Source organism: Paracoccus aminophilus JCM 7686 (assembly GCF_000444995.1).
GTDB classification, from domain to species: Bacteria; Pseudomonadota; Alphaproteobacteria; order Rhodobacterales; family Rhodobacteraceae; genus Paracoccus; species Paracoccus aminophilus.
The window spans coordinates 17,521-43,747 of the sequence record NC_022043.1; the positions used below are offsets into that span (position 1 = coordinate 17,521).

Consider the following 26,227-nt stretch of genomic DNA (forward strand, 5'->3'; position numbering starts at 1 on the left):
GATCTGGACTGCCGTGTCTTAACTGACGAAAAAAATCAGAAATTTATCCGAGGATGATGAGATAGGGCGTGATCCGGGTCACCGAGAGGTCCAGCGCCGCCGCCATGGTCTCAAGTGTTCCATCGACATCGGTCAGCGGAAATGTCCCTGAAATCAGCCGATTGTCCGCATCGCCGCGCAGGACGATCCGCCCCGGGGTATGGCGTTCGAGCGTGCGGGCGACATCGCTCAGTCGGGCCGCCTCGACCACCAGCCGCCCGTCCATCCAGGCAAGCGCCGTGTCGGTATCACTCGGTTCAACCGGCTGGGCATGACCCTCGGTGATCACCAGCCGCTCGCCTTCGATCAGGCGCTGCGGGTTTGCATCATTTTGCGCGCGGACCTCGACCTCGCCCTGCGTGACCGCGACCGTTGCCCCTGTGGATTGACGCTCAATCGCGAAACGCGTGCCGATGTCGCGAATCTGATCGGGGCCGACATGGACGGTGAACGGAGCCAGATCCGCGCCGGTATCCGCATGGCGCACGTCGAAATAGGCCTCGCCGCGCAAGAGCGTCAGCTCGCGTCGGCCCGCGCTGAAATCGAGGGCCAGCGCCGTGTTGGCCCCCAGATAGGCGCGCGAGCCATCGGGCAGGGTGATTTCGGACACCAGATCGCGCGACGAGACGATATCGGCCTGAAGGTTCTGGATCAGCCCGGGCGTGACCAGCCAGACCCCGGCGCAAAGCGCGGCGATCAGCGCCGGGGGCACAAGCCAGCCCAGGCGGGGCCGGAAGGCGCGGCGCAGATCCCTGCTGCGGCTTTCGCGGGCATGAAGCTTGCGCGCCGGGGCGTCCAGCAAGGCATAGACCGAGACCATCTGATGATAGGCGCGGCGATGCAGGGGATCGACGGTCAGCCAGTTCTCGAATGCCGCGCGGGCCTCGGCATCGAGCGAGCCACCCTCATGCCGTGCCAGCCACAGCGCGGCCTCGGCGCGGATCTCGTCCGGAATGGGGCCTGCCGTCATATCCTTCCCTTCATTGCCGCGCGCATCCGCCCTGCTCTTGTCAGCCTTGTCTTGATCAACGGGCGAGCGGCGCTCTGCCGTGTCTGTAGCCGAGTTTTCCGCAGAGGTCATTCGTCACCGAGATACCCGGAGAGACGGGCAGCGCAATGCTGAAGCGCCCGCGCGATATGTTTCTCGACCGAATTGACCGAAATGCCGTGATGGCGCGCGATTTCGGCATTCGACAGCCCCTCGACCCGGCGTTGCAGAAAGATCTCGCGGCAGCGCGGCGAGAGATCGGCAAGGCTTTTTTCCAGCGTCGCCAAGGCCTCGCGCGCGCTGGTGTGATCCTCGCCGCTGGTCGTCGCGGTGCGACCAAGCTGCTCGGGCAGCAGCGCCTGCAGGATGCGGCTGCGCCGGGTTTCGCTGCGGTAATGCTCGATCGCGGCATTGCGGGCGGCGGCGTAAAGCAGGCGGCGGCCCTCTTCATCGCTGGCGCGCGGCGGTGCCATCAACGTGCGCAAGAACACGTCCTGCACGATTTCGGCGGCGATATCGGCATTGCCGACGCGCGCACGCACGCTGCGCTCCAGCCGCCGGCGGTGCGTCAGAAACAGGCCTGCAATCGTGTCACGCCAGCTGGACATGAGGGGAGGGGCAACGTCAAAACCAGAGATTGACCTTGGCGGTAACCGGATTTCGACAGCGGCGCAAGGAATAGATTAGGGTTTCAGTCGGGAAATTTGCCATCGCTGGCGACCGTCTCCGGGCCTTGTCCTACACGCGCGCGTGAGGCGCAGAAACTTCGTGATGAGCGGCGATGCAGTTCGGGCGACCCGAGCGTGCGAATTAATCCGGAGGCTGAGGGGCTTAGGAAAACGCGGCGGGTTTGCAGCCGAAATCGGCGCGGTCGCGACGAAGACACGTCTCTGTGTCAGCGCGGAACGAGTGCTCTGCGGCGCGGTTGAACGCACACTGCTGGGTTCAACAGAGGGCCCGCAGCAACACCCAACGGAAAAACCTTGGAGAAGTGAAATGGCCGACCATAAACACGATCCGAAGTCGAGCAGCGCCTCACATTCCAGCGCCCCGCGCAAGGATCCTGGCCAGCAGCAGCCGTCCCAGCACCAACAGTCGCAAGCGACCCCACGGCGCGACCCGAAAACCGGTGAGTTCGAGAAAGCGAAATCGCCTCAGCACAAATAAACGTGCCAGAGCGGCATGGGGAGGGGTCGCATCTGCGGCCCTTTCTTTCTTTTTTGAAACAAGAGATTACGTCAGCCTCTCCGTCAACGACGATCTGCGGCCTTCGGGGCGAGGCTGAAGCGGGCGACGAAGCTTGCCGGGGTCAGCGCCTCATCCGTGTCGAAATCCGTAATGGTTTGAGGCGTCAGCACGACTATGCGCGGCCCGGCCTGTTTGACCTCGAGCCGATCCTCGACGACCCGCACCGCCTGCTCGATTGCAAGCCGCCCTTGCATAACCGGGAAGTCGCTTGGCGCAGCAAGGATGCGCCCGCGCCGCACGCCGCGAAAAACGCCATGGGTCATATAGGTCGAAATGATCCCGACCCGATCCGAAAGGCCCCGGTTGCGGGTGATGGCGACCGCCGCTTCGGCCATCGGCGCATTGCCGATCAGATAGTTGATGTCGGGATCTTCCTCGAGCGCCTCTTCGATCAGCACGACCTGCTGTTCGCGCCCGGTATCGCCGTATTTCGTGACCACGATCTCGGCAGAGCTTTCGGCCAGCGCCGCGCGAAACCCCTCTTCGACAAAGCGCACCCAGCCCGCGTCTTTCGGGCCGGGAAACCAGGCGACGCGCACCGGCGGGCTGCCCCTGGGGTGACGCGCGGCCAAAGCCTGCCCGGCGGCGGCGGCCATATCACGCCAAGAGACGCTCGACTTCGCGCTGATGCCCTCGGGGTCGATGTCATTGACCGTGGCGATGATCGGTGTCGTTTGGCTGATTTCGCGGATGAGCGGCGTCAGCCCGTCATAAGAGACCGTGCCAAGGATGATCGCATCAAATCCGCCCGCGCCACAGGCTTTCAGCTGCTCGGCCTGCCGTCGCAGATTTGGATAGCCGCCTGCCTCGAACAGCTCGAACCCGACGCCCAGACGCTGCGCCTCCCGAACCATGCCGTAATTGACGCTGAGCCAATAGGCATCCTTCAGATGCGGATAGAGAATGCAGAACCGCAAAGGCCGCGCTGCATGATCCAGCGGTTCATAGCGCATGGCGCGGGTCGGGCTTTGATCGTCGAAGGGCAGCAGATGGGCGTCGAGAAGCCAGTCTTCCGCCGCTGCAGGCAGGGCGGCCAACCACAGGACCAGCGCAGGGGCCAGAGCCCCGAATAATCCTTTCAGCCGGGTCATGCGGTTTCCCTACCTCTGCGCGCCGGTCTTCGGCATAGTAACTCTGGGCTGAAAGGCAGGGGGGCGACAAGCGATATATGAAACAGGGCTCGAGCCTCGGGCGCAGGCTCTTCGTGGCATTTCTGATCATCGCGGGCCTGCCTGCGCTGACCGGGCTCTGGGGCTGGATTCTGCTGGCCGATGTCGCGCGCAATCAAGATGCCCTGATCAAAAAGACCCTGCCCGCGATCATCGATGTGCGCGGCTTTACCGAGGAAAGCAGCAAGGTTGTTGCCGCCGCCCCCGAATTCGCCGCCGTCACCCGCGAGGCTGATCGCAAGCAACGCGCCGCCTCGCTGCTTGGTCAGGTCGATGCGCTGCATTTGCGACTGGAGCGCAACCGCAATCACAGCAACCTGCCGCCCTATGCGCTGTCGCGCACGGTTCTGGACATGCGCGACAGCATCGGAGTGCTGGACGTGCTGGTCCAGCGCCGGATCACCGCGCTTGGCGAGCAGCGGATGCGGCTGGCGGCGGGGCTAGAGGCTGCGGCCGAGCTCTCTGAAATCGCCGATACGCTCGTCGCCAACTCGGAAATGAGCACGGCGGCCGGGGTCACCAGCCTTTATGATTTCGCGCTGCGCCCCGGCGCTGTCGAGGATCAGATGCAGGCGCTCGACAAGCTGATCGAGGTCGATCTCTTCCAGCTTGGCCTGATGTTCGAACTGCGCGCCCATGCGGCTGAACTCGGCATGATCCTGTCGCGGATGGCCGCGGCAGAGACGCCCGCGGCGCTCGCCTTGGCCGAGCAGGATCTGAAGCGGCGCACCGATATTATCGCGCGGCGGATCCGCACCATCGAAGATCCGGTGCGCGCCGCCCATGCCAAGGAGCTTTTGGCGACCATCGCCCCGGATGGCGACGCGCGTGGCGGCGATCTCGCTTCGGTCACCGCACGGCTTTTGGGGATAAATACCCGGATCGCCACGGTCGAGGCGGCGGTCCGCGCGGCAGCGGCGCAGATGGATCGCGAGGCGGCGGCGCTGGCCGATGAGATCCACGCGAATGCGGCGGCCTCGGGCGGCAAGGCCAATGAGACGATCCGCTTTGCGCGCCAACTGACCACCCTTGGCGCGATTGTCTCGCTGCTCGTGTCGCTCGGGGTGCTGTGGTTCTATGTCCGGGGCAATATCCTGCGCAGGCTCGGCGGGCTCGCCTCGACCATGGCGCGGCTCGAGGGCGGGGACACGCGCGATCCGATCATCCCGCGCGGCACGGATGAGATCGCGCGGATGGAGGCGGCGGTCGAGGTCTTTCGTCGCCAAGCCATTGAAAACCGGCGCCTCGAGGAAGAGCGCGGTCGACATCTCGACGAGCTCAGCCATCACCGCAATCAGTTGGAAGGCCTTGTCCGCGCCCAGACCGAAGAGCTGCGCGGCGAGGTGGCCGCCCATGCCGAGGCGCGGCGCCGCGCCGAAGCGGCGGATCGCGCCAAATCCGAATTTCTGGCCATGATGAGCCATGATCTGCGCACCCCGATGAACGGCGTTCTGGGGATGCTGCGTGGGCTTGGCCGTGACCATCTGACCCCGCGCCAGCGGTCCTATTTGCGCGCCGCCGAGGTCTCGGGTCATGGCTTGATGGCTATCCTCAATGATATTCTCTATCTGCCGCTGGTCGAATCCGGGCGGCTGATTGAAACCGTTTCGACCTTTTCCCTCTCCGAACTCGTTCGCGATCTGTCCTATCTGATGTCGCCGAATGCGCAGGAAAAGGGCCTGACTTTCGCAATCGACCTGCCGCCGGATCTTCCGCCCGCTTTGCGCGGAGATGTCGCCAAGTTGCGCCAGATCCTCTTCAATCTGGTCGCCAATGCGGTAAAATTCACCGAACAGGGCGAGGTTCTTCTGCGCATCACCCAAGGGCCAGAAGAGGGCGGTAAAATCCCCTTCACCCTCAGCGTCAGCGACACCGGCAAAGGCATTTCCGAATGGGCGCGCGAGCGGATTTTCGAGATTTTCGAGCAGGAAAATGCGGCGACCGCGCGGCAATATGGCGGCACTGGTCTCGGGCTTGCGATCTGCCGCCGCTTTGCCGAGGTCATGGGCGGTAAGCTGTCGGTGCAAAGCACGCTTGGCCAAGGCTCGGTTTTTACCCTGAATGTCGGCTTTGCCAGCGGCGATCCGGCGGATCTGCCCCGCGACGTGCCCGAGCCCCAGTTGGCGCTGCGCCCGCTTTTCGTGCTGGTGGTCGAAGATCATCCGATCAACCGCATGGTGGTCGAGACCTATCTTGAGGCGGGCGGGCATCGCTGGCAGGTCGCCGAAACCGGTGAGGCGGCGGTTGAGGCGGCGGCGACGCAAAGCTTCGACGTGATCTTGATGGATGTGAACCTGCCCGGCCTGTCGGGCACCGAGGCCACGCGCCGCATCCGCGCCTTGTCCGACCGCGCGGGTGCGCAGGTGCCGGTGATCGGGATTTCCGCCCATGTCCATCACGCCGAGATCACCGAAAATCTGGCCGCTGGCATGACCGAGGTTCTGCCCAAGCCCTTGACGCCGCAGCAACTTCATGCCGCGCTGGAAAAGATCGCGCCGCAGACGGGCGCACAAAGCGCGATCTTGCAGCATCTGCTCGACGATGTCGGCCGCGACCGCACCATCACCATTGCCCGGCTGTTTCTGGACCGTCTGGACGCCGAGCTCGGCGAGATCGAGACGGCCCGCGCGCGCGGCAGGCTCGAGCAGCTTTCGCGTGCGGCGCATCAGCTCAAGGGTGCAGCGGGCAATCTCGATCTGAGCGCGCTTGCGGCGGCGCTCCATGGTCTCGAGACGGGGGCGCGCGCCGAAAACCCGGATGCGATCGACCGTGCCTTGACGCGGCTTCATGCCATTGTGCCGCCGTTGCGGGCCGAGCTGGAAACCGCACTCGGTTGGTTGGAAACCGAGGTCCTCAGTCCAGCGGTGCCGTGAAAACATAGCCTTCGCCATGCGAGGTCGACAGGATGCGCGGCTGTTTCGGATCGTCGCGCAGCTTGATCCGCAACCGGCGCACCAGCACGTCAATCGTGCGCGGATTGGCCGAAATCTGGCGATGGGTGATGGCATGGCTCAGACGGTCGCGATCCATCACCACGCCGGGATTGGTCAGAAAGACCCGCAGCAGCTCGAATTCCCCACGCGTGAGTGGGATATTCGCGCCGTCATGGTCGGTCAGGCTGCGCTGCGAGATATCGAAGGTGAAGCCGCAGAACTGGGCGACCCGGCGGTTGAGGTGTTTGATCAGCATCGTGCGGCGCAGCAGGTTTTTCACCCGCGCCAGCAATTCGCGGCGGTTGAAGGGCTTGCAGACATAATCATCCGCGCCGAGCTCTAGCCCGACGATGCGGTCGATGTCATCGGTGCGCCCGCTGAGAAGGATGATGCCGATCTCCGAGCGCGACCGCTGTTCACGTGTGATCTCAAGCCCGTCCTTGCCCGCCAGATTGATGTCAACGATCAGCAGATCCGCCCCTTCCGAAGCCAGAAGCGCCTCCGCCTGTTGGGCGGTGTCGCATTCCGACACGCGATAGCCGAACGAGCCAAGATAGGTCGCAAGGGTCATCCGGGTGATCGGCTCGTCTTCGATCAGGACGATATGGGCTGGAACGGGGCTCAAAGCGCGCGGTTCTCCGGTCGGATCTGAGGCTGGGGCAGGTCGAGCCTAGCAGAAACTTTCTTCTGGTTAACATTTTTTCACAACTTAGCCAGATCTGTTCGCTTGTGGGGTCTGACTCGTTCACAACCCGACCATAGTCTGAGGTCAGGACGGCAGATGATCGTCCGGGCACAATCCTGCGGTCCCGCAGGAAACCAACAGGGAAAATCCGATGAAAAGCAGCCGAATGTTACTTTTGGGCGCGACGGCGCTTGCGGTTTTCGCAAGTCAGGCCAGCGCCAAGGATTCCTCCGATCCGATCGTGATCCCGACCCATAACTGGTCCAGCCAGATCGTAATGAGCCATGTCATCGGCCAGCTCTTCCAAAAGCTTGGCGACAATGTCGAATATGTCTCGACCGACAGCCAAGCAGTCTATGAGGCGATTCGTCTGGGCGATGCCGCGCTCGAGGTCGAGGTCTGGGAAGGCGCGTTTGGGGCCTCATTCGATGCCGCTGTCGCCAAGGGCGGCATCCACGCCGCTGGTGCCCATGAGGCGATCACCCGCGAGGACTGGTGGTATCCGATGTGGACGAAAGAGGCCTGCCCGGGGCTGCCGGACTGGAAGGCTCTGAACGATTGCGCCGCGATTTTCGCCACGCCCGAGACCGGTGAGAAGGGGCGCTTTCTGGGCGGTCCGGTCGATTGGTTGAAGCATGACGCCGAGAAAGTCGACGCGCTTGGCATGAATTTCGTCGTGGTGAATGCGGGCTCGGCGGCGGCGCTGTGGGCCGAGTTGGCTGCGGCCGAGAAGGACAAAAAGCCGATCGTTCTTTTCAACTGGACCCCGAATTTCGTCGAGGCGGTCTGGAAGGGTGAATTCGTCGAGTTCCCGCCGTGGGTCGAAGGCTGCAACACCGATCCCAAGGTCGGGCCGGTGCCGGAGAAGGTCTATGACTGCGGCAATCCCGCGAATGGCTATCTCAAGACCGCGGCTTGGGACGGGATGCAGGAAAAATGGCCGGATGCCTATAAGGTCCTGACCAAGATGAGCATTTCCAACCCGCTGATCTCGGAAATGGCCAAGCTCGTCGATGTCGACGGGATGGAGCCCGAGGACGCGGCGACGGCCTGGCTCGACGCCCATCAAGATGTCTGGAAGCCCTGGCTCGAATAATCCCATGGGCCGAACTCACCCGGAGACCCTCCGGGTGAGCCTTTCGCAGCACCACCTTCCGGATCAGGAGACCGCCTTGACAGATTCAACCCCCGCCATTTCCTGCCGCAATGTCTGGAAGATATTCGGCGCCCAGCCGGAAAAATATCTCGACAGCCTGAAACGCGGCGGTGACGAGATTCGCAGCCCCCATGTCACGGCGGTGCGCGATGTCACGCTCGACATTGCGCGCGGCGAGATGCTGGTCGTCATGGGCCTGTCGGGTTCGGGCAAATCGACGCTGGTGCGCTGTCTCTCGCGGCTGATCGAAATCACCGGCGGCACCGTTTCGGTCGAGGGTCAGGACATCGGCGCCATGTCCGAGGCCGAGCTGATTGATCTGCGTCGTCGCAAGATGGGCATGGTCTTTCAAAGCTTCGGCCTTTTGCCGCAGCGCACCGTCCTAGAAAACGTCGCCTTTCCGCTGGAAATGCGCGGACAGGATCGCAACGCCCGCTATGAGCGCGCGCGCGAGATGCTGCGCCTCGTCGGGTTGACCGGGCGCGAGGGCTATTTCCCGCGCGAGCTTTCGGGCGGTCAGCAGCAGCGCGTGGGCATTGCCCGCTCGCTCGCGATCGAGCCCGATATCTGGTTTCTCGACGAGCCGTTCTCGGCGCTCGATCCGCTGATCCGGCGCGAGATGCAGGATGAATTCCTCCGCCTCAAGGGCCTGCTCAACAAGACGATTGTCTTCATCACCCATGATTTCGACGAGGCTCTGCGGCTGGCAGACCGGATCGCGATCATGAAGGACGGCGCGATTGAGCAATGCGACACGCCCGACCGGATCGTGCTGGCGCCCGCGACGGAATATGTCGCGAAATTCACCGCCGATATCGACCGGGCGCGAGTGGTGCGGGCCTCGGGTCTGGCGCGTCCGGTGAATGGAATTGCGCTTGAGGGCGCGGCGGTTGCGGGCGAGCTGACCATTCGCGAGCTTGGTCGCCAGATGGTTTCCGATCGCCGCAGCCATATCCCCGTCGCGGATCGTCAGGGCGCGTTGATCGGCGTGCTCGAACGTCAAGCCGCGCTGAACCTGCTGCTCGGAGGTGCCGCGTGACCGATATCGCCCGCCCCGAGGCCCCGAGCAAATCCCCGCCCTCGACGCTGCAAACCGCGAGCCTGCTGTTCGGGCTCGCGGTGGCTCTGGCGCTTGGCAAGGCCTTTCTGCCCGCCGGGCTGATCCGTCTGCCCGATTGGGCGGTGGTGCCCTTCGCCAATTGGTTCAACGCAGGTTTCGCCTTTCTGCGCGATGATCTCGGCCTGATCCATGTGACCCGCGCCTTCGCCGATATGGTGCAATGGTGCCTCGATGTGACCGCGAACCTGCTTTACGGCAAGGCGCGCTGGCCCCGGATCGGTGCGATCCCGTGGAGCGTGATTGCCGTCAGCGCGGCCTTCGCGGGCTATGCGCTTGGCCGCACGCGGCTGGCGCTTTTGTGCGGCGGCACCTTCGTCTGGATCGCGCTGATGGGCCAATGGCAATGGGCGATGGAGACGCTTTCGGTCATCGTCGTTGCCGCGCCGTTTTCGGTTCTGCTCGGGCTGGTGACCGGGGTCGCGGCTTGGCGTTGGCCGCGCTTCGAGAGCTTTCTCAACCCCGCGCTGAACATCGCGCAATCGCTGCCCCACTTCGTCTATATGATCCCGGTTGTCGTCTTCATTGGCGTCGGACCCAAGGCGGGCGCGATCGTGACGATCATCTTCTCGGTGCCGCCGATGATCCGGATGACGCTGCTCGGGCTGCGCAAAGTGCCCGAAGAGGTGATCGAGGGCGGCAAGATGAGCGGCGCGAGCCGCTGGCAATTGCTGACCCGCGTGCGCATTCCGACCGCGCGCAGCGAGATCCTAATCGGGGTCAACCAGGTCATCATGCAATCCTTGGCGATGGTGGTCCTGGCGAGCTTCATCGGCATGCCGGGCCTTGGGCAAAAGCTGCTCCAACTGTTGCAGGCCCTGCGCATCGGCCTCTCGATCGAGATCGGCATCACCATCGTCTTGCTGGCGGTCATGCTCGACCGGCTCTCCAAGGCTTGGGCGATGCATCAGCCGACCCATCATCCCGCGAATGCCTCTTGGGCTGGGCGGCACCGCTTGCTGCTGGCCTGGCTTGGCGCCGTGGTCGTGGCGCTGGTTTTGTCGGCGATGGTGCCCTATCTTCATATCGTGCCGCGCAGTCAGGCGCTTAGCATCGCGGGGCCCTTGGATCGGCTGATGAATGGTTTCATCGAGCTTGTCACGCCGCTGACCCAGTTCCTGCGCTGGTTCCTGATCACCTGGGTTCTGATCCCGCTGCGCGATTTCGCCCTTTGGCTGCCCTACACGGCTTTGATCTTGGCGCTGGCCGCACTGGGTTGGACGGCGGCGGGATTGCGCGGTGCGCTGGTCTGCGCGGCGGCCTTTGGGCTGATTGCGCTGACCGGCTGGTGGGACCGCGCGATGATCACCGCCTATACCGTCAGCTTCTCGGTGTTTCTTGCCTGCCTGATCGGCCTGCCTCTGGGCATCTGGGGCGCGCGGACAGAGCGGCGCGCGCAGGCGACCTTGCTCATCTGCGACTCGCTGCAGACCTTCCCGAGCTTCATCTATCTGATCCCGGTCATCATGCTTTTCGGCGTCAATGATGTCGCGGTCATCTCGGCGGTGGTCGTGGTCGCGCTGGTGCCGCTGACGCGCTACACGATCGAGGGCCTGCGCGGCGTCTCGCCCGAGCTGGTCGAGGCCGCCGAGATGAGCGGCGCGAACCGGCGCCAGATGCTCTGGCATGTCCGCTTGCCGATTGCCCTGCCGACCATTCTGGTCGGGCTGAACCAATCGGTGATGTTCTCGCTCTTCATGGTGATCATCGCGGCCTTCATTGGCACGCAGGATCTGGGGCAGGAAATGCAGCGCGCGCTCTCGACCGCCGATGTCGGCAAGGGGCTGGTTCTGGGCGGCGCGGTGGCGGCCATGGGGCTGATGGCTGACTTCCTGATCCGGGGCTGGTCGCAAAGATACAGCGAGCGCCACTCGCGCGGCTGAGACAATCGCAAGAGGCGGGTCCCGGTTCATCTGATCCGGGGCCCGCTTTTCGTAGGCTTAGTCTGCGAAAAGCCCGCGATAGGTGTCGCGCAGCAGGTTTTTCTGGACCTTGCCCATGGTGTTGCGCGGTAGCGCCGCGACGATCTCGTAGCGTTTGGGCTGCTTGAACCGAGCAAGGCGCGGGGCGAGCCCCGCCGCCAAAGCCTGCGGATCGGGCGCCTCTCCCGGCGCGGCCACGAACACGGCAACCACCGCCTCGCCGAAATCGGGATGGGGCACCCCAATCACCGCGCTTTCGAGCACCCCGGGCGCCTCATCCAGCAAAAGCTCGATCTCCTTGGGATAGATATTATAGCCGCCCGAGATGATCAGATCCTTCTGCCGCCCGATGATCGAAACATAGCCCTCTGCATCAATCACCCCGATATCGCCGGTGATGAAAAAGCCGTTCTCGCGCAGCTCTTCGCGGGTCTTTTCCGGCATCTGCCAATACCCCTTGAAGACATTATGGCCGCGCACCTCGATCATGCCGGGCGTGCCCGTGGGCAGCTCGGCCCCGGTTTCGGGATCGGTGATGCGCAGCTCGACGCCGGGCAGGGGAAAGCCCACGGTCCCGGCACGGCGCTCGCCGTCATAAGGGTTCGAGGTCGACATATTGGTCTCGGTCATGCCGTAGCGCTCGAGAATGCGATGGCCGGTGCGCTCTTCGAAAAGCCGGTGGGTTTCCGCCAGAAGCGGGGCCGAGCCCGAGGTGAAGAGCCGCAGATGCGCGGTCAGATCGCGATCAAAGCGCGGCTCGGCCAAAAGGCGGGTGTAATAGGTCGGCACGCCCATCATCGTGGTGGCTTGGGGCAACCACGCGAGCGCCTGCTCGACCTTGAAGCCGGGCAGGAAGATCATCGAGCCCCCCGAGAGCAGCACGACATTCGAGGCGACAAAAAGCCCATGGGTGTGAAAGATCGGCAGCATGTGCAGCAGGCGATCCTCGGCGGTGAAGCGCCATTCGCGCACCAGAACCTCGGCATTCTCCAGAAGATTGGCCTGCGTCAGCATCGCCCCTTTCGAGCGCCCCGTGGTGCCCGAAGTGTAGAGGATCGCGGCGAGATCATCGCGGCTGCGCGGGACCGGGGTGAAATCGGCGCCTTGCTTCGCGGCGAGATCCGCGAAGGAGCCGCGCCCCGCCCCGTCGAGGGTCGCGAATTTTGCCCCGAAACGCGCGGCGATGGGCGCCAGCGCCTCGGCCTTGGCCGGATCGCCGATCAGCAAAGCCGCGCCGGAATCCTCGACGAAATAGGCGATTTCCTCGGCGGTATAGGCGGTGTTCAGCGGCAGGAAGACGATGCCAGCCGCCAAGGCCGCGCCGTAAAGCGCGAGCGCCTCGGCCGATTTCTCGATCTGGACGGCCAGCCGATCGCCGGGTTTCAGACCAAGCGCGGTCAAGCCTGCGGCGAAGCCATGCACGAGCGTCACGAAACCGGACCCCGAAACCTCGCGCCCATCCGCAAGAAGAAGCAGCGGCCCGCTGTGCCGGGACTGGGGCGCGATCAGGGCGTCGTAAAGCGGGTTGGTCATCGGCGCGGGTCCTTGGCTGGCTTGGGGTCAGAGCGCGCCAGTCTTGGCAATTCCCACCCCGAAATCCAGCCTTGGCGGTGGACAGATATGAAAAAGCGCGCCTGCCGGGGAGCAGGCGCGCCTTGCGGTCCGGAGCGTGACCGAAATCAGTCGCGACCGACGCGTTGCGGTGCGTTGATGCCGAAAGCGGTGACATTGTCGTCGCTGGCGATCGCAGTGCTCAGATTGCGGGATTTCTCGGCGGTGATATAGGCCGCGCGGCTTTGCTGGTTCACGTTGCCATCTTCGGCCGAAATCACGGCAAGCTCATTGGCGGTGAAGGCCGAGGCATCGACGTTGAGCAGGCGCGCTTCCATGGAAAGACCGCTGTTGATCGATTGGGCCGAGGCAATGGCAGGAGCTGCGGCGACAACCGCAAGGGCGACGATAAAGGATTTGGCAATCATAACTTTTCTCCAGTTCGGGTGGGTCTTCATGGCCCGCCATGTTTGCGTCCTGGTGAATATGACCTTTTGACGACAGCGTTAAACCGCCCCCAGCGCACAGAGACTGTGCAAAACTGCAGTGAACTTTCGCGTTATCCGCCCTTGTTATTTGACCTCGCCCTCGGCGGTGAGGGCCGCGGTCTCAGCCCTCTCTTCGGCGATGTGATGCGCCATGTCATGCAGCATATCCGAGACATGGCGGTCGCTCAGACTGTAGAAAACCTGCCGCGCGCGCCGCTCTCCGCGCACCAGCCGGGCGGCGCGCAAGAGCCGCAAATGATGGCTGACAAGCGATTGCGACTGGCCAAGCAGATCCGAGATCTCGCCGACCGCGCGCGGGCCTGCGAGGCAGCAAAGCAGGATGCTGAGGCGGGTCGTGTCGCCGAGCAGGCGGAAGGTTTCGGCGAGCCGCGTGGTTTCATCGGCCGCAAGTGTCAGCCCGCAATTCCGGGTCGGGGCGGTCATGCCGAACGCCCTTCCATTCGCTGGCTCGTCGCGGTGAGCGAGCAGCTTTGCCCGTCTCCCGACCAGTCGAGCGCGACGGTTGCATGTTCGATCGCGAAGGTCTCGTGCAGCGAGGCCGCGATGCGGTTGCCCAGATCTCGCGCCGGGGCGAGCTCTTTCGGGCGCACATGCAGCGTCGCGAGCACGCGCTTGTCGGTGATCTGCCAGATGTGGATGTGATCGACCTCGATCACTTCACTGGCAAAGCCCGCAAGGATATGGCTGCGCAAAGCCTCGGGATGCAGCTTCTCGGGCGCGCCCTCGAGCAGGATATTGAGCGAGCGCTTTGCCAGAAACCATGCGCTGCGCAGGATCAGAAGCGAGACGACCAGCGACAGGATCGGGTCGATCGGGGTCCAGCCGGTCAGCCAGATCACCACCGCCGCACCAATTGCACCGACCGAGCCGAGAAGATCGCCCAGCACATGCAGCGAGGCCGCCTGAATGTTGACATGGTCATGCTCGCCGCTTTGCAGGATGCGCAGCACCAGAATATTCACCAAAAGGCCCAGAACGGCGACGATCATCATCGGCCCTGCGAGGATCTCGGGGGGCGCGCTGAAGCGGTGCCAGGCCTCGAAGGCGACCCAGAGGACGATGGCGAAGAGCGCGAGCGCGTTGATAAAGGCCGCAATCACCTCGAAGCGCAGATAGCCGAAGGTGCGCCGCCCATCCGCCGCCCGCCGCCCGATCCGGAACGCGAAGAACGACAGCGCCAGCGCCGCCGTATCGGTGAGCATATGCCCGGCATCGGCCAGCAGTGCGAGCGAGTTCGACAGATAGCCGCCGATGACCTCGACCACCATGAAAGAGCCGGTAATGACAAGCGCGATCAGGACCTTGCGCTCGTTCTCGGTCGTGACGATCGGGGTGTGATCGTGGTCATGCTCCTCGTGTCCACCACCATCGTGGTCATGGCCGCCGGGATGCTGTGCGTGGTCCTGCATCGGTCTGGTCCTTCTCGGCATCAACATATGAATACATATTCATATATGAATTTCACGCGCCGAGGCAAGCAATGTGTCGAGATGAAAAAAGCCGGGCGTAAGCCCGGCCTTTCTTGGTCGCGATGCTCTTTTCGGACGCCTTTCGGCTCAGGCCCGAAGCAGGCGCCCGATGCGGGCAATGCCCTCGTCGATCTGCGCGTCATTGGCGCAGGAATAGCTCAGGCGCAGCGAATTCAGCCGCGAGCCGTCGGCATAGAAAGCACCGCCCGGCACAAAGGCCACGCGCTGCTCGGCGACCGCGCGGGCCAAGAGTTCGGCGCAGTTGATCGCTTCATCAACCGTCACCCAGATGAACATGCCGCCTTCGGGCCGGGTGAAGGTCACGCCAGCCGGCATCTCGCGGTCAAGCGCGGCCAGCATCCGGTCGCGCCGCCCGCTGTAGACGCTTTTGATCTTGGCGACATGCTGATCGAAAATCGCGCGAGCGACGTAATTCGTGGCCATCTGGCTCAGCGTCGGCGAATGCAGATCGGCCGCCTGTTTCATCAGCACCAGCCGCCCGATCACATCCTTGGCCGCACAAACCCAGCCAACGCGCAGCCCCGGCGCGAGCGTCTTGGAAAACGAGCCACAATAGATCGTGCGGGTGTTTTCGATGCCGCCATTGCGGGCGATGTCCAGCGCCATGATCGGCGGCACGGGTTCGCCGTCAAAGCGCAGGGATTGATAGGCGGCATCCTCGATCACCGCGATGCCAAGCGCCTCAGCCTGATCGAGCACCGCCTCGCGCCCTGCCTGAGACAGGCTCTCGCCGGTCGGGTTGGCGAAATCCGCGGAGAGATAGGAAAACTTCACCTTGCCCGCGCCGCCCGAGGACGCCGCCGCTTCGGCCTGCAAGGTCGCCGGTTCGGCATTCGAGAAGGGATCAAGCCGGGCATAACGCGGCTCATAGGCATTGAACGCCCCCAAAGCGCCAAGATAGGTCGGCCAGGTCACCATCGCCGTATCTCCGGGCGAAATCAGGAGCTTGCCCAGATAGTCAAGCGCCTGCTGCGAGCCCGAAGTGATGAAGATATTGTCGACATCGCAGGGCACGCCGATCTTGGCCATCTCGCCGACGATCCATTCGCGCAGCGGCTTATAGCCCTCGGAGACCGAATATTGCAGCGCCGTCGCCGCATGTTCGGGCGACATCGCATTCTCGAAGGCCTTGGCGAAAGTCTCGGTCGGAAACAGCGCCGGATCAGGAATGCCACCTGCAAAAGAGATGATGTCGGGCTGATCGAGGAGCTTCAACAGCTCCCGGATCTCCGATGCCTTCATTCTCGAATTTCGCGTGGCGAGCACATCCGTCCACTGCATGAGCCCATTCTCCTGGCCTTGATTGATCGGCGCGAAACTGCGCTTCGCGACAGGGAAAGGCAATGCGCTGCCGAGAGAAAAATTGAAAGATTATTTCAGCCGCGACGTCATTTCAGCATGATTGTAATTTCTAGGGGCGAACGCATGGCGCCTCTCGTGTGGCGTCCTCGCGAAAGCGTCACGATTCGCCTGACTGCGACTGTGACAAATCGTGGCCGTCCGGCCTCTGCCTCTGACCCGATGCAAAGGCCTAAGTCCTAGATCGCGCGGGAGGTTGCTGACAGGGGGGCGAAAGCGACTTATGGATAGGCGACCGTCGCAAGCCGTCTTCAGAACAGGACCTGCCATGAGCCCTGACCAGCTTCTCCGCCAGATGTTCGACCGCGCCGTCGAGGCCGCTGATCCCATGCGCAGCCTTGCGCAATATCTGCCGGAAAAGCCAAAGGGGCGGGTTCTGGTGATCGGCGCGGGCAAAGCGAGCGCGCGCATGGCCGAGGCGGTCGAGGCGGCCTGGGGTCCCTGCGAGGGGCTGGTCATCACCCGCTATGGCTATGGCCGACCGACCCAAGGAATCGAGATCGTCGAAGCCGCCCATCCCGTGCCCGATGAGGCCGGGCTGCAGGCGACCAAGCGGCTTTTGGCGCTGCTCTCTGGCCTCGGACCGGATGATTTCGTGCTGGCGCTGATTTCGGGCGGCGCATCGGCGCTGCTTTCGGCCCCGGCGGGCGAGATCACGCTGGCCGAAGAGCAGCAGGTGAACCAGATGCTGCTGGCCTCGGGCGCGCCGATTGGCCAGATGAATATCTTGCGCAAACATATCAGCCGGGTGAAGGGCGGCCAGCTCGCGGCGGCGGCCTATCCGGCCAAGATGCTCGCGCTGCTGATTTCCGATGTGCCGGGCGATGACCCGGCGCTGATCGGCTCGGGCCCGACGGTGGGAGATCGCAGCACGCCCGAGGATGCGCGCGCCATCGTCAAACGCTGGCATCTCGACGTGCCGGGATCGGTGCAGCGCGCGCTGTCGGGCAAGACCGGCGTTTTGCAGCCCGACGATCCGCGACTGGCGCGGGTCAGCAATGTGATCGTGGCCGCGCCCTCGCAATCCTTGGAGGCGGCGGCGCGGATCGGCCGGGATGCCGGTTACGCCGTCGATCTTCTGGGTGACGATCTCGAGGGCGAGGCCCGCGAAGTCGCAACCGAGCAGGCGGCGCTCGCGAAAAACGCCAGCGGCCCGCGCATCCTGATGTCGGGGGGTGAGCTGACCGTGACCCGGCGCGGGGATGGGATCGGCGGCCCGAATGCCGAGTTCTCGCTGGCGCTGGCGCTTGCGTTGAATGGCGCGCCGGGCATTCACGCGATTGCCTGTGACACCGACGGCGTTGATGGCGCAGCCGAGGTGGCGGGCGCGTTGGTCGGGCCCGATACGCTTTCCCGTGCCAACGCGGATGGCGTGGACCCGGCAGCGGCTTTGGCGCGCAATGATGCCCATAGCTTCTTTGCCGCAATCGACCGGCAGGTCGTGACCGGGCCGACGCTGACAAACGTCAATGATTTCCGCGCGATCCTGATCGAAGGCTAGGGCGCTTTTCGGCTAGGACAGGACGCGGCGCAGCCCGTCCTGCACCGCCAAAAGCGCGGGCAGGTAATCGCCCAGAAGCCGCTCGCGCACGCCCTCGGACACGGCGACCCCGGTGTTGAGCGCCGCGACGACGCGGCCATTGCTGCTGTAAAGCGGCACGGCGAGCGAGCAGAGCGACAGCTCGACCTCTTGAAAGATCAGCGCATGGCCGTCGCGCCGGACCGCGGCCAGACGCGCCATGATCTCCTCGGGCGCCGTCAGGCTGAACGAGGTGCGAGGGCTCAGGTCGGAACGCTCGATCAGCGCGCGGGCCTCGGGCTCGGGCAGGGCGGCCAGAAGGACGCGGCCCATCGAGGTGCAATGCGCCGGCAGACGCGAGCCCGGCATCAACCCGATCGACATGACTTTGCGCTGCGCCGCACGCGCGAGATAGACGATTTCGGTTTCATCGCGGATCGAGACCGAGACCGATTGCCCGATCCGATCCGACAGCTGATCGAGCCAGGGCTGGACGATCTGCGCCAAAGGCAGCGCCGCAAGGGCCCCCATGCCCAGACGCAGCACGCGCGGCGTCAGCGTGAAAAATTTACCGTCATAGGCCGCATAGCCCAGCTCATGAAGCGTCAGCAGGCAGCGCCGGGCGGTGGCGCGGTCGAGCCCGGTCGTCTCCGCCACTTCGGCAATCGAGAGACGCGGCGATTCGGCGCGAAACGCCTCGATCACGCTCAATCCCTTGGCCAATGAGGCAATATAATCGGTTTTGTTCACCATGCGCACAGTTTAGCGCGCGATGTGAACAAAGATCAATATGCGCACAAAAGTCCTGTTCGAGCGGCGCGCGCGGATTAATCTCTGCGCAACTCATGAACGGAGACCCCCATGGACAAGCGTATCGCGAGCCTGCGCGACGCCGTCGCCCCGATCCCCGACCATGCCACCGTGATGATCGGCGGCTTTGGCGGGTCGGGCGCGCCAATCGAGCTTATTCACGCGTTGATCGGCCGCTTTCTCGAAACCGGCAGCCCGAAGGCGCTGACGGTCATCAACAACAATGCGGGCAATGGTCATGTCGGCATTGCCGCGTTGATCGAGCAGGGCATGGTCAAGAAGATGATCTGCTCTTTCCCGCGCTCGGCGGATCCGGTTGTTTTCACGACGAAATATCTGGCCGGAGAGATCGAGCTCGAACTCGTGCCGCAGGGCACTCTGGCCGAGCGGATCCGCGCAGGCGGGGCTGGGATCCCGGCCTTCTACACGCCGAGCTCTTACGGCACCGATCTCGCCAAGGGCAAACCCGTCGCTGAATTTGATGGCCGCTCCTATGTGCAAGAGCGCTGGCTCAAGGCCGATTTCGCGCTTTTGAAGGCCGAGCTTGGCGATGCGGTCGGCAATCTCACCTATCGCATGGCCGCGCGCAATTTCGCGCCTCTGATGGCGATGGCGGCCACCGAGACCATCGTTCAGGTGAGCCGCGCGGTCGCTCCGGGCGAGATCGAGCCTGAAAGCGTCGTCACCCCGGGGATCTTCGTCGACCGGATCGTCGAGGTCCCCGCCCCCCAGCAGGAAGAGGCGCTCAACCGCGCCAATGCCCATTACCCGGAGCTTCGCGCATGACCGAGAAATTGAGCAATGCCCAGATCGCCTGGCGCGCGGCGCAAGACATTGCCGATGGCGCTTATGTCAATCTCGGGATCGGCTTTCCTGAAATGGTGGCGAAATTCCAGCCTCCGGGGCGGCAGGCGGTGTTTCATACCGAAAACGGCGTTCTGGGCTTTGGCGAAGCACCCGCAGCGGGGACCGAGGATTGGGATCTGATCAATGCCGGCAAGAAGGCGATCACGCTCAAGCCGGGCGCGTCCTTTTTCCACCATGCCGATAGTTTCGCGATGGTGCGGGGCGGTCATCTCGATGTGGCGATCCTCGGCGCCTATCAGGTCGCCGAAACCGGCGATCTCGCGAATTGGTCGACGGGGCCCAAGGGCGTTCCCGCCGTTGGCGGCGCGATGGATCTGGTTCACGGCGCCAAACGCGTCGCGGTCATCACCGATCATGTGACCAAGGACGGCCAGCCGAAACTCCTCGAGCGTTGCACGCTGCCGCTCACCGGGGTCGGTTGCGTCACTCGGGTCTATAGCTCGCTTGCCGTGATCGACATCGAGCAGGGCCGGTTCGTCCTGCGCGAAAAGCTGGCCGCTTTGTCCTTCGAGACCTTGCAATCTCTGACCGGCGCGCGGCTTAACCTTGACGGCGCGCCCGCCGATCTGATCGTTCCGGAGCTCTGACATGCGCGACGTCTATATCTGCGATTACATCCGCACCCCGATCGGCCGCTTTGGTGGTGCGCTGGCAATGGTGCGCCCCGATGATCTCGGCGCGGTGCCGCTGAAGGCGCTGATGGCGCGCAATCCTTCGGTCGATTGGGAGGCGGTCGATGACCTGATTTTCGGCTGCGCCAATCAGGCGGGCGAGGACAACCGCAATGTCGGGCGCATGTCGCTGTTGCTGGCGGGGCTTCCGGTCTCCGTGCCCGGGACGACGATCAACCGCTTGTGCGGCTCGGGCATGGATGCGGTGATTGCTGCCGCGCGCGCGATCCGCGCAGGCGAGGCCGAGCTGATGATTGCGGGCGGGGTTGAATCGATGTCGCGCGCGCCTTTCGTGCTGCCCAAGGCCGAAAGCGCCTTCTCCCGTGCCAATGAGATCCATGACACGACCATCGGCTGGCGCTTCATCAACCCGTTGATGAAAGAGCAATATGGCGTGGATTCGATGCCAGAGACCGCCGAAAACGTCGCCGAGGATTTTGCGGTCTCACGCGAGGATCAGGATCTTTTTGCCTGCCGCAGCCAGTCGAAGGCGCTGCGCGCTCAGTCTGACGGGAGGCTTGCCGCGGAAATCACCCCGGTCCGCATTCCCCAGCGCAAGGGCGAGCCCAAACTGGTCGCGCAGGATGAACATCCGCGTGAGACCTCGATCGAAACCTTGCGTGGCCTCAAGGCGCCCTTCCGCGCGGGCGGCTCGGTGACGGCGGGCAATGCCTCGGGCGTCAATGATGGCGCGGCCGCGCTGATCCTTGCCTCGGAGGCCGCGGCCAAGGCGCATGGCCTGCGCCCGATCGCCCGGGTGCTGGGCGGAGCGGCGGCGGGTGTGCCTCCTCGGATCATGGGGATCGGCCCGGTTCCGGCCGCGCAAAAGCTGATGGCGCGGCTGGGGCTAGGCGCAAGCGATTTCGACGTGATCGAGCTGAACGAGGCTTTTGCCGCGCAGGGCTTGGCGGTGTTGCGCCAGCTCGGGATCGCCGATGATGACCCGCGCGTGAACCGCAACGGTGGGGCGATTGCACTGGGGCATCCGCTTGGCATGTCGGGGGCGCGCATCACCGGGACGGCGGCGCTGGAGCTTGCCTTGACCGACGGACGCCGCGCGCTCTCGATGATGTGCATCGGCGTCGGTCAGGGCATTGCCGTTGCGCTTGAACGGGTCTGATCGAGGCGCCGGTCCCCTGTCCGCCGGAGGTGCGGGCAGGGGTGCCGACGCGGCTCGCAAGCCGGGTTCCGCCCGCGCAAAGATCGCCCGAAGATCCGTCTGGTAATCGCGCAAAGTTCGTTTCAGTCTGTCGCGCAACGCGACCCCTGTGCGAATGAGATCTGACGATGACAGCCCCTTACGAGATGCGGTTTTGCCCGAATTGCGCGACTGCGCTGACCATGGCCTCGGCCCTTGAGGACGGGGGCCCGAAGGAGCGCCTGCGCTGCCCGGCCTGCGCCTGGACCCATTGGGGCAATCCGACTCCGGTTCTGGCTGCGGTGATCGAGAATGATCGCGGCGAGGTTCTCATGGCGCGCAATGCCCTGTGGGAAGAGGGCTCGTTCGGTCTGATCACCGGCTTCATGGAGGCCGGTGAAAGCCCCGAGGCCGGGGTCTGCCGCGAGGTTTTCGAAGAAACCGGGCTGCGCGCCAAAGTGCTGCGTTTCCTTGGCGCGTGGGAGTTTTTGCGGATGAATCAGGTGATGATCGCCTATCACATCCGCGCCGAGGGTGAGGTGATCCTGTCGCCCGAGCTGGTCGAATATCGCTGGCAATCGGCCGCGGATGTCACCTGTTGGCCCGGTGGCGGCGGTTATGCTTTGGCCCATTGGGTCACCTCGAAAGGCTATACCCCGACGTTCCGCGGCTTCCGTCCGGGGCATGATCCGAACCCCGATCCGGCGAAATGGCCGCCGCGTCCCTGGTCCGAGGATCCCCGGTTCGAGATCGCCCCGCAGATCTGAGCCCGGATCCGAGCCGCTGATCTGCGAGGCGTGAGGCTCAGGTCACGCCGAGACGACGAATTCCGTCATCATCCCGGTTTCGAGATGGGGCATGTGGTGGCAATGCAGCATCCAGCGCGCGGCCTCGCCGGGGTTGATGGCCAGCGTGACGCTGCTCATCGGGGGCACATAGACCGTGTCGCGCAATGCGCCAGCAAAGCGCTGGCCATTGATGCCGACGATCTGGAAATGATGGCCATGCAAATGCATCGGATGGCCCATCATCGACATGTTGTGAAACATGATCTCCATGCGCTCGCCTGATGTCGCCGCAATGGGCGCGCGGTCCTGCCAGGTGCGGTCGTCGATCGTCCAGCGATAGGGCTGCATTGACCCGCCGAGCATGACCATGCGCGGCGCGATGCCCTCGATGGGCGCGAGGCCCGAAACCGCGCGCAGCCGCGATTCCTGCGCCAGATCGGTATCGAAGGCCGGGGCCGGGTTTTCGGCCAGCAGCGGCAGCTTCGCCACGGGCGCGCCTGCCGTGGCGAGCACGAGCCCGCTTTGCTCGCGCGCGCCTTCGCGCAAGGCGAGGATCGGCCAGGCACCGGCTCCGGGCAGATCGATCTCAAGATCAAGGCGCTGCCCCATCGAGAGGCCGAAGCGCTGCCCGGCCAGAGGCTGAACCGGTTGGCCATCGACCGCGACCAGCCGCATCGGCAAAGCGGCACTGTCGATCCAGAAGGTCGTGGCCGAGGCGGCATTGATCACCCGCAGCAGCACCCGCCCCCCGGTTTCGACCCGGATGATTTCGGGATCGTCGAGCGTGCGGTCATTGACCAGATAGGCGTCGAAATCGAAATCATTGAGATCCATCGCGCCCATATCCATCCCCGACATGGCGCTCATATCGTGGCCCGACATCGCCATTCCGGGCATCGCCATTCCCGACATGTCATGCCCGTCATGGGCAGAGGACGCAGGGCCAGAAGGCGCTGGGGCAGAGGGCGCCGGGGCGGTGCCATGCGCGCTGTGATCCATCCCGGACATGGCCCCCATGGCGGGCGCGGCAGAGGTGCCCGCATGGGCGGGGCCGCCATGCCCGGACTGGATTTCGGCCAGCATGTCCTCCGGCGTGCGGAAGGTGAAATCATGCAGGAACATGACCACCTCCTGACGATCGGCGCGCAGATCCTCGGGCCGCCGCACGATCAGGGGCGCGGCCATCATCGCAATCTCTTGCACCGGAATATGGGCGTGCATCCAATGGGTTCCGGGCGCGGGCTCGAAGTCATAGCTGCGGCTTTCGCCCGGATTGAGCGCCGCCAAAGGCGCGTCCGGCACGCCGTCTTGCAGGTTCGGCGGGATCTGGCCGTGCCAATGGATCAAGGTGCTGACCCCGGCCTCATTGCGCAGATCGACGTGGAAGCGCTGGCCGGGATCGAGGATGAGCCCCGCGCCGCCCTGCGCGTTCTCGATCCCGAAAACCGTGGCGGCTTTGCCCGCGACCTCGATGACGCGGGTGGTGGTGCGTAAGGTCATGGGCGTGGTTTCGGCGCGCACCAAGCGGGGCATGGCGGGAAGTAGCGCAAAAGCGGCAGTTGCGGCCAAAGCGCCGCGACGTGTGAAGGACATGGGGAATTCTTTCATGATCTGTCCGCGGACAGGGGAACCGATTGCCCCGGTTTCGGGGCGCGACATCAGATGAAAGAACCGATCGGCGGCGGTGAGGGCGGCGCGAGCGCGCGGCCTTCAAGCGCGGGCGGATCGCGCGGGTGATCTTGGCTGCGCAAGGAAAGCTCGCGGCGCAGGACAGGGGCAGGCGAAGCGACGGTAAAGCCCCCGGCGCAGATCAGCTCGCAGAGGACGTGATGGGCGGCGCCATTGCTCTCATGGGGGGCCTTGGTCTTGGCGCCCGCATGATGCACCTCTGCACCTTGCGCGCAGCAGTCCGGCGCGGCAGCCCCAACTGGGAGGGCCTGCGCACTCAAAGGCAGCACGGCCAGAAGGCTGAGCATCAGAAATCCGATCAGGGGCGCAAGATATCTGACCATAGGCAGACCCTAGCAGCGCGGCAGCCTTGGCGCAATTCCACGCAGGGCCGGGCGCGGTCCTTCGGCAGATTCCCGGGCAGGCCGCTGGGGCAGGGGTTGCGCCTGCTGGACGGGCTCGGCTATCGCGGCGGCGGCTTTGGCGGGTGGCGGCGACTGTCACCAAACTTTGGCAAGGGCCGCCGATATGAAAAGGCCGACAGGACAGGGCCAGTGGGGGCGCGGGCCAAGCGCAGCCCATCCAGACATGAGCTTAAGCAGGATGCGGGAACGGAATGATTGACCTTTTGATTTTCGATTGCGACGGGGTGCTGATCGATTCCGAGCCGCTCGCCTCGGCGTGCATGTTCGACGCTTTCACCAGCGCGGGCGTTCAGACCTCGGTCGAAGAGGTCCATCGACTCTTCACCGGGCTTGGTCAGGCTGAGGCGCGCGAGCTTGCCCGGACGCGCTGGAACATCACCGAGATGGACCCGATCTTTGCCGAGATGAACGCGGGGCTTTATCCACGTTTCGCCCGTGAGCTGACGGAGATGCCGGGGATTTCCGCGCTGCTGGGCGAGTTTCGCGGGATGCGCAAATGCGTGGCCTCGAACAGCCTGCTCGAGCGGCTGCGCTTGTCGCTGGGGCTTTTGCCGATCTGGTCGGAGTTCGCGCCCCATGTCTATTCCGCCGAGCAGGTGGCGCAGGGCAAACCCGCGCCCGATCTGATCGAGCTCTGCCTGAGCCGGATGGAGACGCCCGCCCCGCGTGCCCTGATGATCGACGACAGCCCGCATGGTATTCTGGCCGCGCGTGCGGCGGGGGTTCTGCCCATTGGTTTTGTCGATCCGCGCGATCCTCGTTCGGGGCGCGTCGAGGTTCTGCGTGCGGCGGGGGCGGTCGAGGTCGCGACCGGCACGGCCGAACTTGGCAAGGTTCTGCGCGAGATCTGCGGCTGAGCCTGCTTGGGCCTCAGCCGAAGCGCGGGGTTCGTTCTTTCTGAAACCGGGGCGCCTGTGCTAAGGCGGGGGACTTTCTTTGCCCCGACAGGTTTGCCGCCGTGAGCTCTGCCCGCCCCAAGACCGATTTGCGCCATCTGCCCTTGGCCAATCTGCGCGCCTTCGAGGCGGCTGCGCGGCATATGAGCTTTTCGCGTGCCGCCGCCGAGCTGCATCTGAGCGATTCCGCGATCAGCCATCAGATCAGCCGGCTCGAGCTCGCACTGGGGTTCGATCTTTTCACCAAGGTCGGGCGCGGCATCCAGCTGACCGAAGCGGGGCGCGCTTTCGCCGCGACCGTGGGCGCGGCACTGCAAGACATTTACGGCACCGCTTTGCGGCTTTCGGAAGAGGTCGAGGTCGGCGGCAGGCTGACGCTGCGCTGTCCGCCGATGTTTGTCAGCGGTTGGCTGTCGCGCAATATCGCCAGCTTCTGCGAGGCCCATCCGCAGATCGAATGCCATATCCAGCTGACCGGAAACGAGACGACGCCCGATCTCGCCGAGGCCGATCTCGGGCTGGTTTTCGGCGCTGGAGACTGGCCGGATCTGCGCTCGGTGCTGCTGGAGGATATCACCATCGGCCCGGTGTGCAGCCCGGTGTTGCTCAGTCGGCTGGACCATGGGCTGCGTCACCCCGAGGATCTGCGCCGGGTGTTTTTGCTGCATTGGGACGACGGGTCAGAATGGCGGCGCTGGCTGACCGAGGCTGGCCAACCTGATACGGCAAGCTTTACCCGCAATCTCTATTGCAGCGATCTTGGCGCGGCGATCGACCTTGCCTTGCATGGGGTGGGATGCGCTCTGGCCAGCGAGACGCTGACCGGGCTCAACCAGCGCGAAGGCAGCCTGATCCGGCCCTTCCCCGAAACCATCAACCCGAATGGCGGTTGGTATGTGGTGACGAAACCGGCGAATCTCGAACTGTCGCGGGTCCGGCTGTTTCTGCATTGGATTCTTGGCCGCTTCGGCCGCACTTTGGCCGAAGGGTTTCTCAGATGACGAAATCGGGGCAAAGCCGCAGCAAATGGTCAGATAGGGCGACCGCGAAGAAATAATCTTTCTGTTCAAGCTCAGGCTGTCGCGCGCTCTTTTGCGACCAAGCCGCGGGCGTGGAAAAAAACGCTATCACAATCAAAAGGATGTGGCCGTCAGTGCTGTGCTCCGCAAAGGTTGAATCGATAGATGATGAAAATTCATCTATGCCATGACAATCCATCATTTGCGCTTTTCCCGGATCGAACGCGAAGTGCGCAACCGAAACCCGAAGTCGCGGCACG

The 26,227-nt window shown here is 64.2% G+C and carries 24 protein-coding genes; 11 read left to right on the forward strand and 13 right to left on the reverse strand.

The features are described from left to right. Window positions 1–43: 43 nt before the first annotated feature. From JCM7686_RS20125 to torT, 3 genes are all read right to left on the reverse strand, one after another. Window positions 44–1,009, reverse strand: coding sequence for a FecR family protein (locus JCM7686_RS20125; RefSeq protein WP_020952853.1), 966 nt, complete (start codon window positions 1,007–1,009; stop codon window positions 44–46). Window positions 1,010–1,116: 107 nt separating this feature from the next. Continuing rightward, window positions 1,117–1,635: an RNA polymerase sigma factor gene (locus JCM7686_RS20130; protein WP_020952854.1), complete on the reverse strand. Its 519-nt coding sequence runs from the start codon at window positions 1,633–1,635 to the stop codon at window positions 1,117–1,119. A 642-nt stretch (window positions 1,636–2,277) separates the two neighbouring features. Next, a complete protein-coding gene (gene torT, locus JCM7686_RS20135; RefSeq protein ID WP_020952855.1) occupies window positions 2,278–3,366 on the reverse strand; it encodes a TMAO reductase system periplasmic protein TorT in 1,089 nt (362 codons plus the stop codon). A gap of 77 nt (window positions 3,367–3,443) precedes the next feature. On the opposite strand from torT, the gene JCM7686_RS20140 reads away from it, so the two are divergent. Then, window positions 3,444–6,317, forward strand: a complete 2,874-nt coding sequence (locus tag JCM7686_RS20140) for a sensor histidine kinase (RefSeq protein WP_020952856.1) — start codon at window positions 3,444–3,446, stop codon at window positions 6,315–6,317. Here the strand turns inward: JCM7686_RS20140 and JCM7686_RS20145 are convergent. Then, entirely contained in the window at window positions 6,298–7,002 is a 705-nt protein-coding gene (locus JCM7686_RS20145) for a response regulator (RefSeq protein ID WP_020952857.1), read from the reverse strand. The two genes, JCM7686_RS20140 and JCM7686_RS20145, sit on opposite strands and share 20 nt — an antisense overlap. A 226-nt stretch (window positions 7,003–7,228) precedes the next feature. Between JCM7686_RS20145 and JCM7686_RS20150 the strand changes: the two genes are divergently transcribed. The 3 genes from JCM7686_RS20150 to JCM7686_RS20160 all read left to right on the forward strand — a co-directional run bounded on the left by JCM7686_RS20150 (window position 7,229) and on the right by JCM7686_RS20160 (window position 11,218). Continuing rightward, window positions 7,229–8,158, forward strand: a complete 930-nt coding sequence (locus JCM7686_RS20150) for an ABC transporter substrate-binding protein (protein ID WP_236635911.1) — start codon at window positions 7,229–7,231, stop codon at window positions 8,156–8,158. A gap of 76 nt (window positions 8,159–8,234) precedes the next feature. Next, on the forward strand, window positions 8,235–9,257 hold the full coding sequence (locus JCM7686_RS20155) for a quaternary amine ABC transporter ATP-binding protein (protein WP_020952859.1): 1,023 nt from the start codon (window positions 8,235–8,237) through the stop codon (window positions 9,255–9,257). Further along, complete coding sequence (locus JCM7686_RS20160; protein ID WP_020952860.1) at window positions 9,254–11,218, forward strand: ABC transporter permease; 1,965 nt, start codon at window positions 9,254–9,256, stop codon at window positions 11,216–11,218. The genes JCM7686_RS20155 and JCM7686_RS20160 overlap by 4 nt, the downstream gene beginning before the upstream one ends. 57 nt (window positions 11,219–11,275) lie before the next feature. Here the strand turns inward: JCM7686_RS20160 and JCM7686_RS20165 are convergent, their stop codons facing one another. The 5 genes from JCM7686_RS20165 to JCM7686_RS20185 all read right to left on the reverse strand — a co-directional run bounded on the left by JCM7686_RS20165 (window position 11,276) and on the right by JCM7686_RS20185 (window position 16,088). Next, window positions 11,276–12,790 (reverse strand): malonate--CoA ligase, encoded by a 1,515-nt coding sequence (locus JCM7686_RS20165; RefSeq protein ID WP_020952861.1) that lies wholly within the window; start codon window positions 12,788–12,790, stop codon window positions 11,276–11,278. A gap of 146 nt (window positions 12,791–12,936) precedes the next feature. Then, the gene (locus JCM7686_RS20170) at window positions 12,937–13,236 is read right to left on the reverse strand and encodes a hypothetical protein (protein ID WP_020952862.1); all 300 of its coding nucleotides are present in this window, start codon (window positions 13,234–13,236) and stop codon (window positions 12,937–12,939) included. Window positions 13,237–13,380: 144 nt separating this feature from the next. After that, window positions 13,381–13,740 (reverse strand): ArsR/SmtB family transcription factor, encoded by a 360-nt coding sequence (locus JCM7686_RS20175; RefSeq protein ID WP_020952863.1) that lies wholly within the window; start codon window positions 13,738–13,740, stop codon window positions 13,381–13,383. Beyond that, entirely contained in the window at window positions 13,737–14,726 is a 990-nt protein-coding gene (locus JCM7686_RS20180; protein WP_020952864.1) for a cation diffusion facilitator family transporter, read from the reverse strand. Before JCM7686_RS20180 ends, JCM7686_RS20175 begins: the two co-directional genes overlap by 4 nt. 147 nt (window positions 14,727–14,873) lie before the next feature. Further along, window positions 14,874–16,088 (reverse strand): aminotransferase-like domain-containing protein, encoded by a 1,215-nt coding sequence (locus tag JCM7686_RS20185; RefSeq protein WP_020952865.1) that lies wholly within the window; start codon window positions 16,086–16,088, stop codon window positions 14,874–14,876. Between the two features lie 346 nt (window positions 16,089–16,434). Between JCM7686_RS20185 and JCM7686_RS20190 the strand changes: the two genes are divergently transcribed. Further along, a complete protein-coding gene (locus JCM7686_RS20190; RefSeq protein WP_041528274.1) occupies window positions 16,435–17,667 on the forward strand; it encodes a glycerate kinase type-2 family protein in 1,233 nt (410 codons plus the stop codon). Between the two features lie 12 nt (window positions 17,668–17,679). On the opposite strand, the gene JCM7686_RS20195 is transcribed toward JCM7686_RS20190, so the two are convergent. Next, window positions 17,680–18,438 (reverse strand): IclR family transcriptional regulator domain-containing protein, encoded by a 759-nt coding sequence (locus JCM7686_RS20195; protein WP_020952867.1) that lies wholly within the window; start codon window positions 18,436–18,438, stop codon window positions 17,680–17,682. A gap of 108 nt (window positions 18,439–18,546) precedes the next feature. On the opposite strand from JCM7686_RS20195, the gene JCM7686_RS20200 reads away from it, so the two are divergent. The 4 genes from JCM7686_RS20200 (at window position 18,547) to JCM7686_RS20215 (ending at window position 21,938) form a co-directional block, all read left to right on the forward strand. Next, entirely contained in the window at window positions 18,547–19,281 is a 735-nt protein-coding gene (locus tag JCM7686_RS20200; RefSeq protein WP_020952868.1) for a 3-oxoacid CoA-transferase subunit A, read from the forward strand. Beyond that, window positions 19,278–19,949 (forward strand): 3-oxoacid CoA-transferase subunit B, encoded by a 672-nt coding sequence (locus tag JCM7686_RS20205; protein ID WP_020952869.1) that lies wholly within the window; start codon window positions 19,278–19,280, stop codon window positions 19,947–19,949. Before JCM7686_RS20200 ends, JCM7686_RS20205 begins: the two co-directional genes overlap by 4 nt. A gap of 1 nt (window position 19,950) precedes the next feature. Then, window positions 19,951–21,153 carry a 3-oxoadipyl-CoA thiolase gene (pcaF, locus tag JCM7686_RS20210; RefSeq protein ID WP_020952870.1) on the forward strand — a complete coding sequence of 401 codons (1,203 nt, stop codon included), beginning with the start codon at window positions 19,951–19,953 and terminating at the stop codon, window positions 21,151–21,153. Between the two features lie 167 nt (window positions 21,154–21,320). After that, on the forward strand, window positions 21,321–21,938 hold the full coding sequence (locus JCM7686_RS20215; protein ID WP_020952871.1) for an NUDIX hydrolase: 618 nt from the start codon (window positions 21,321–21,323) through the stop codon (window positions 21,936–21,938). A gap of 42 nt (window positions 21,939–21,980) precedes the next feature. Here the strand turns inward: JCM7686_RS20215 and JCM7686_RS20220 are convergent, their stop codons facing one another. Together JCM7686_RS20220 and JCM7686_RS20225 are read right to left on the reverse strand one after the other, a co-directional pair. Beyond that, on the reverse strand, window positions 21,981–23,552 hold the full coding sequence (locus JCM7686_RS20220) for a multicopper oxidase family protein (RefSeq protein WP_041528275.1): 1,572 nt from the start codon (window positions 23,550–23,552) through the stop codon (window positions 21,981–21,983). Window positions 23,553–23,617: 65 nt separating this feature from the next. Continuing rightward, complete coding sequence (locus JCM7686_RS20225) at window positions 23,618–23,971, reverse strand: hypothetical protein (protein ID WP_020952873.1); 354 nt, start codon at window positions 23,969–23,971, stop codon at window positions 23,618–23,620. Window positions 23,972–24,243: 272 nt separating this feature from the next. Here JCM7686_RS20225 and JCM7686_RS20230 point away from each other — a divergent pair, with 272 nt between their 5' ends. Together JCM7686_RS20230 and JCM7686_RS20235 are read left to right on the forward strand one after the other, a co-directional pair. Further along, the gene (locus JCM7686_RS20230; protein WP_020952874.1) at window positions 24,244–24,909 is read left to right on the forward strand and encodes an HAD family hydrolase; all 666 of its coding nucleotides are present in this window, start codon (window positions 24,244–24,246) and stop codon (window positions 24,907–24,909) included. Window positions 24,910–25,010: 101 nt separating this feature from the next. Beyond that, a complete protein-coding gene (locus tag JCM7686_RS20235; protein WP_020952875.1) occupies window positions 25,011–25,949 on the forward strand; it encodes a LysR substrate-binding domain-containing protein in 939 nt (312 codons plus the stop codon). On the opposite strand, the gene JCM7686_RS20240 is transcribed toward JCM7686_RS20235, so the two are convergent. Next, window positions 25,942–26,226, reverse strand: coding sequence for a hypothetical protein (locus JCM7686_RS20240; protein WP_148292702.1), 285 nt, complete (start codon window positions 26,224–26,226; stop codon window positions 25,942–25,944). The genes JCM7686_RS20235 and JCM7686_RS20240 overlap by 8 nt on opposite strands. Window position 26,227 lies beyond the last annotated feature (1 nt).